Below are 6,738 nucleotides of genomic sequence, written 5' to 3'. Positions count from 1 at the left end.
GCCGGGGAGACACCGGTGCGGCGTCTCCCCGGCGGCCCGGGCGGCAGGGTCGGATCAGCCCCGGTAGGCGCCCGACGCGGTCAGCCGCAGCGCGGTGTCCACCAGCGGCACGTGGCTGAACGCCTGCGGGAAGTTGCCGACCTGCCGCTGCGCGTGGGAGTCCCACTCCTCCGCGAGCAGGCCGAGGTCGTTGCGCAGCGCCAGCAGCCGCTCGAAGAGGCGGCGGGCCTCGTCGACCCGGCCGATCATCGCCAGGTCGTCCGCCATCCAGAACGAGCAGGCCAGGAAGGCGCCCTCCTCGCCGATGAGGCCGTCGACACCGGCCTCCTCGCCCTCCGCGACCGGGTAGCGCAGGATGAAGCCGTCGGGGGTGGACAGCTCGCGCTGGATCGCCTCCACGGTGCCGATGACGCGCTTGTCGTCGGGCGGCAGGAAACCCATCTGCGGGATGAGCAGCAGCGAGGCGTCCAGCTCCTGTGAGCCGTAGGACTGGGTGAAGGTGTTGCGCTGCGGGTCGTAGCCCTTCTCGCAGACGTCGCGGTGGATCTCCTCGCGCAGTTCCCGCCAGCGGTCCAGTGGGCCGTCGACCTCACCGGACTCGATCAGCTTGACCGCGCGGTCCACCGCCACCCACGCCATCACCTTGGAGTGGGTGAAGTGGCGGCGCGGCCCGCGGACCTCCCAGATGCCCTCGTCCGGCTCACTCCAGTGCTTCTCCAGGTAGCCGATGAGCTTGAGCAGCAGCAGGTTGGAGTGGTCGTTGCGGGCCAGGCCGGTCATGTGCGCCAGGTACAGCGCCTCGGTGACCTCGCCGTAGACGTCCAGCTGGAGCTGGCCGGCGGCACCGTTGCCGACGCGGACCGGCTTGGAGTCCTCGTACCCCGGCAGCCAGTCCAGCTCCGCTTCGCCGAGCTCCCGCTCGCCGGCGATGCCGTACATGATCTGGAGGTTCTCCGGGTCGCCGGCGACGGCGCGCAGCAGCCACTCCCGCCAGGCCTGCGCCTCCTCCCGGTAGCCGGTGCGCAGCAGCGAGGAGAGCGTGATGGCCGCGTCCCGCAGCCAGGTGAAGCGGTAGTCCCAGTTGCGGGAGCCCCCGATGGCCTCCGGGAGGGAGGTGGTCGGCGCGGCGACGATGCCGCCGGTCGGCGCGTAGGTGAGCGCCTTCAGGGTGATCAGCGAGCGGACCACGGCCTCGCGGTAGGGGCCGTTATACGTACAGTGCGTCACCCACTCCCGCCAGAACTCCTCCGTGGTCGCCAGCGCCTCCTCGGGCTCCGCGCGGGGCGGCGGCTCCTTGTGCGAGGGCTGCCAGCTGATGGTCATCGCCACCCGCTCGCCCGGCGCCACGGTGAAGTCGGAGTAGGTGGTGAGGTCCTCGCCGTAGGTCTCGGCGGTGGTGTCCAGCCAGACCGAGTCCGGGCCTGCCACGGCCACCAGGCGGTCGTCGACCTTGTGGACCCACGGGACCACCCAGCCGAAGGAGAAGCGCATCCGCAGCGCGGACCGCATCGGGACGCGCCCGCTCACGCCTTCCACGATGCGGACCAGCTGGGGCGCGCCGTCGCGCGGCGGCATGAAGTCGGTCACCCGGACCGTGCCGCGGGGGGTGTCCCATTCCGATTCCAGAACGAGCGAGTCGCCCTTGTAGCGGCGGCGGGTCGCCGGCGCCGGTTCGGCGCCCTCGGCGGGGGCGGGCCCCAGCCGCCAGCAGCCGTGCTCATCGGTCCCCAGAAGACCTGCGAACACCGCGTGCGAGTCGAAACGGGGTAGGCACAGCCAGTCGGCCGAACCGTCCCGCCCGATCAGTGCGGCGGTCTGCATGTCCCCGATAAGTGCGTAATCCTCGATGCGCCCGGCCACTGCGCGCCTCCAGTCGAACGTACGTCCCGCCCCTCCTGGGAGGCGGTTCTTGCTGATGCCCAGCGAGCGTCCGGGGAAGCTTACGCGTCCCAAGCGCTTTCCCCGCACGGAAGCGAGAGGGAAGCTCGCCCCGCGGACGCCGGCGACAGGAGTGCGCCGGTCACAGGGGGGCGCACCCGGGACGGCAGGGGTGCCGGGCACCGGCTCCACCCGGACGTCACTGATACTCTGGTGGCCCGTGGAGCGGAGGACGTCAGATTCCCCGAACCGCAGCGACGGGACCCCGGGAACGACACGGCGTGCGACCGTCGCGGACCCCACCTCGCGACCACGGGAGCACCTCTTGGGCATGCCGATGAACAACCCGACGACCAAGCACATCTTCGTCACCGGAGGGGTCGCCTCCTCCCTCGGCAAGGGCCTCACTGCCTCCAGCCTCGGCGCACTCCTCAAGGCGCGCGGTCTGCGGGTCACGATGCAGAAGCTCGACCCGTACCTCAACGTCGACCCCGGCACGATGAACCCGTTCCAGCACGGCGAGGTCTTCGTCACCGACGACGGCGCCGAGACCGACCTCGACATCGGTCACTACGAGCGGTTCCTCGACGTCGACCTCGACGGCAGCGCCAACGTCACCACCGGCCAGGTCTACTCCACCGTGATCGCCAAGGAGCGCCGCGGCGAGTACCTCGGTGACACCGTGCAGGTCATCCCGCACATCACCAACGAGATCAAGCACCGCATCCGGCGGATGGCGACCGAGGACGTCGACGTCGTCATCACCGAGGTCGGCGGCACCGTCGGCGACATCGAGTCCCTCCCGTTCCTGGAGGCGGTCCGCCAGGTCCGCCACGAGGTCGGCCGCGACAACGTCTTCGTCGTGCACATCTCGCTGCTCCCCTACATCGGCCCCTCCGGTGAGCTGAAGACCAAGCCCACCCAGCACTCCGTCGCGGCGCTGCGCAACATCGGCATCCAGCCCGACGCGATCGTGCTCCGCGCCGACCGCGAGGTCCCGGTCTCCATCAAGCGCAAGATCTCGCTGATGTGCGACGTCGACGAGGCCGCCGTGGTCGCGGCCATCGACGCCAAGTCGATCTACGACATTCCCAAGGTGCTGCACGGCGAGGGGCTGGACGCCTACGTGGTCCGCCGGCTGGACCTGCCGTTCCGCGACGTCAGCTGGACCGAGTGGGACGACCTGCTGCGCCGGGTCCACGAGCCGGACCACGAGGTCACCGTCGCCCTGGTCGGCAAGTACATCGACCTGCCCGACGCCTACCTGTCGGTGACCGAGGCCATCCGCGCCGGCGGCTTCGCCAACCGGGCGCGCGTCAAGGTCAAGTGGGTCACCTCCGACGACTGCAAGACCGCCGAGGGCGCCGCCGAACAGCTCGGCGACGTCGACGCGGTCTGCGTCCCCGGCGGGTTCGGCGACCGCGGCGTGGAGGGCAAGGTCGCGGCGATCCGCTACGCCCGCGAGAACCACGTCCCGCTGCTCGGCCTCTGCCTCGGCCTGCAGTGCATCGTCATCGAGGCCGCCCGCAACCTGGCCGGTATCGAGGGCGCCGACTCCACCGAGTTCAACAGCGCTGCCACCAGCCCGGTGATCTCCACCATGGCGGAGCAGCTGGACATCGTCGCCGGTGAGGGCGACATGGGCGGCACGATGCGGCTGGGCCTCTACCCCGCCCGCCTGGCCGAGGGCTCCGTCGTCCGCGAGGTGTACGGCGGCGTCGAGCAGGTGGAGGAGCGCCACCGTCACCGCTACGAGGTGAACAACGCCTACCGCGCGGAGCTGGAGAAGAAGGCGGGCCTGGTCTTCTCCGGGACCTCTCCCGACAACCGGCTCGTGGAGTACGTCGAGTACCCCCGCGAGACCCATCCCTTCCTCGTCGCCACCCAGGCCCACCCCGAGCTGAAGTCGCGCCCGACCCGGCCCCACCCGCTCTTCGCCGGGCTGGTCCGCGCCGCCGTCGAGCGCGTCACCGCAGCCGCCGGGAGCACCGCCGGTGACGCCGGGAAAGGAGCCTGAGATGACGGGCACTCCCGAGGACCGCCCCGCGCTCCGCGACGTCCCTGCCGACTGGCCGGTGACCGAGACCCTCACGCGGTTCACCGGCCACAAGACCAGCGTCCGCACCGATCGGGTCCGGATGCCCGACGGCACGGTCGCGGGCCGCGACTACCTGGTGCACCCCGGGTCGGTCGCCGTCATCGCCCTCGACGACGAGGACCGTGTCACCGTCGTCCGCCAGTACCGCCACCCGGTGCGGCGCGAGCTGTGGGAGGCACCGGCCGGACTGCTCGACGTCCCCGGCGAGAACCCGCTGCACGCCGCGCAGCGGGAGCTGTACGAGGAGGCCCACGTCAAGGCCGAGGACTGGCGGGTCCTCACCGACCTCTACTCCAGCCCCGGCGGGACCGACGAGGCCGTCCGCGTGTTCCTGGCGCGGAACCTCTCGGACGCCGAGGGCGACCGCTACGCGGTGGGCGAGGAGGAGGCGCACATGCTGCACGCCCGGGTCCCGGTCGACGAACTGGTGCGCGCCGCGCTGGCGGGCGAGATCCAGAACGCCTTCCTCGTCCTCGGCGTCCTCGCGCTGACCGCGGCCCGTGCCGGCGACGGGCTCGACGCCCTGCGCCCTGCGGACGCTCCCTGGCCGGCGCGCCCCTTCCACTGACGGGCGGGCGCCACCCGCACGGCGTACCCGCTCCGCCGATCCGATCCGCCGCCCGGTGCCCCCACCGGGCGGCGGACGTGTCTCGGGCGGGCCCGGCAACGGTGCTGACTTACGCTCGGAGCGTGACGGAACAGGCGGCGCACAGCAGGGTCCCGGCATTCCCGGGCAAGGCGGCAGGACCGGGCGGACCAGCGGTTTTCCTCGGCAGACGGGACGAGTTGTCCACGCTGCGGGGCGACACCGAGCACGCCGGGCTCCACACCCTCGCCGGGCGGCCGGCGCCGCGGAGCCGCGTGCTGCTGATCGTCGGCCGTCCCGGCACCGGCCGCACCGCACTCGCCGAGGAGTACGCCCGCCGCCGGGAGGCGGCCGGCGACTTCGCCGACGGGGTGCTCCGGGCGCGGCTCACCGACCCCGGCGGCACCCCCGTGCCCCTGGAGCGCACCGCCCGCGCCCTGCTCGGCGCCCTCGGCGTCGTCGCACCACCCGGTGCGGAGGAGGACGAACTGACCGCTGAGCTGCGCGCCGCCCTCGCCGCTCGTGAGGTCCTGCTGCTCCTCGACGACGTCGCCACCGCCGACCAGCTCAACGAACTCACCCCCGACAGCAGGCAGTGCCTGGTCGTCGCCGTCGCCCGCGGCCCGCTCACCGGGGTCCCCGACGTCCGGCCCTGCACCGTCGGGGCGCTGGGGCAGAACGCCGCCGTCCAGCTCATCACCCGCGGCGCCGGCCCCACGCGGGTGACGGTGGACCCGCGCGCCGCCGAGGCCCTGGCCGAGCGGTGCGCGCACCTGCCCGCGGCGCTGGTCCTCGCCGGGGGCTGGCTGGCGGCCCACCCGGACGCCGCCGTCGCGGACGCCGCGCGGCGCCTGGGCGAACTGGAGTCGGCCGCCCCCGAAGGTGACGCACTGGACCGGGCGTTCCGCCTCGCCACCTCGCACCTCTCCGCCACCGCCGGCCGGATGCTGCGCCTGCTGGCACTCGCCCCCGCCGGGCTGGCGGACGCGCACACCGCGGCGACGCTCGCCGGGTGCTCGATCGGCACCGCCCGCACCACCCTCGCCGAACTGGCCCTGCTGGGGCTGGTCCGCACCGCGCACCCCCGGCCGCCCGGCCCCGAGCAGCCCGTCGGGCCGCTGTACGCCGTGCCCGGCTGCCTGGAACCGCTGCTGCGGGCGCGGCTGGAGGAGCGGGAACGCCCCTCCGACATCCAACTCGCCCGGGCCCGCATGCTGGAGCGGACGGTGCGGCAGCTGATGGCCTGCCACGCCGCGACCCGGCCGCCGGACAGCGAGGCACGGGAGTGGCTCGCGGAACTGCCCGGCTCGCTGCGGTTCGCCGACGAGGAGACGGCCGCCGCCTGGCTGCGGGATCGGCTCGACGCGCTCCAGGCAGCCGCGCGCCTCGCGGTCTCGGACGGCGAACTCGACACGCTGGCCAGACGGTTGATCGCCGCACTGACCGCCGCTCTGCTGGCGCACCGCGGCGCGCGCACCGCGGCGCCGGAGCTGTACCGGCTCCACGAGTTGGTCCTCGGGGTCGCGGAGCGCCAGCATCTGGCCCGGGAGCGGGCGGCGGCGCTGCTCAACCTCGGCGACCTCGACGCCGCCAACGGCCGCCCCCGCGCGGCTCTCGCCCGCTACCAGTCGGCGCTCGCCGCGCTGCGCTCGGAGGGTGACCGGGCCGACCGGGAGGCGGTGGGCCGGGTGCTGGAGTCCATCGGCGGCACCCACGCCGAACTCGGCGGATGGCAGCGGGCCGCGGACTGGTACGGCAGGGCGCTGACGATGGCGCAGTCCCGCGACGACCGCGAGGCCGAGGCCCGGCTCCACGGCCGGCTCGGTGCCGTCCTCACCTACGACGAGCAGTGGCGGCCCGCGCTGCGTTCCTGGCGCGCCGCCGCGGCGACCCACCGGCGGCGGGGCGACACCGCCGCCCAGGCGAGAGCGGTGGGAGAGGCCGGCCGGGTGCAGGAGTACGCCGGGTGGACCCAGGACGCGCTGCGGACCTGCCGGGAGGCGTTGCGGATCGCCGAACGGACCGACGACACCCGGCTCCGGGCGGCGCTGTGGTTGCGGCTGGCCGACTGTGCCGAGCGGCTCGGCCACCACCGCGACGCCGCCGCCCACCGGGCGGAGGCGGACCGGCTGCTCGGCCCGCCGCAGGAGGCGCCGGCCGGCGCGCGCGTTCCCGC

Annotated in this window: 4 protein-coding genes; 3 read left to right on the top strand and 1 reads right to left on the bottom strand. The window is 73.8% G+C overall.

Annotation, left to right across the window (positions count from 1 at the left end):
* Positions 1 to 54: 54 nt before the first annotated feature.
* Positions 55 to 1,860: a glycoside hydrolase family 15 protein gene (locus HCN52_RS20135; protein ID WP_168089866.1), complete on the bottom strand. Its 1,806-nt coding sequence runs from the start codon at positions 1,858 to 1,860 to the stop codon at positions 55 to 57.
* A gap of 349 nt (positions 1,861 to 2,209) precedes the next feature.
* Here HCN52_RS20135 and pyrG point away from each other — a divergent pair, with 349 nt between their 5' ends.
* From pyrG to HCN52_RS20120, 3 genes are all read left to right on the top strand, one after another.
* The gene (gene pyrG / locus HCN52_RS20130) at positions 2,210 to 3,895 is read left to right on the top strand and encodes a CTP synthase (protein WP_168089865.1); all 1,686 of its coding nucleotides are present in this window, start codon (positions 2,210 to 2,212) and stop codon (positions 3,893 to 3,895) included.
* A gap of 1 nt (position 3,896) precedes the next feature.
* On the top strand, positions 3,897 to 4,544 hold the full coding sequence (locus tag HCN52_RS20125; protein ID WP_168089864.1) for an NUDIX domain-containing protein: 648 nt from the start codon (positions 3,897 to 3,899) through the stop codon (positions 4,542 to 4,544).
* A gap of 122 nt (positions 4,545 to 4,666) precedes the next feature.
* The coding region (locus tag HCN52_RS20120; protein ID WP_168089863.1) for a tetratricopeptide repeat protein at positions 4,667 to 6,738 on the top strand (2,072 nt) is incomplete at its 3' end.

The organism is Streptomyces bohaiensis (assembly GCF_012033785.1).
Taxonomy (GTDB): Bacteria; Actinomycetota; Actinomycetes; order Streptomycetales; family Streptomycetaceae; genus Streptomyces; species Streptomyces bohaiensis.
This window is presented reverse-complemented; position numbering and strand designations above follow the sequence as displayed.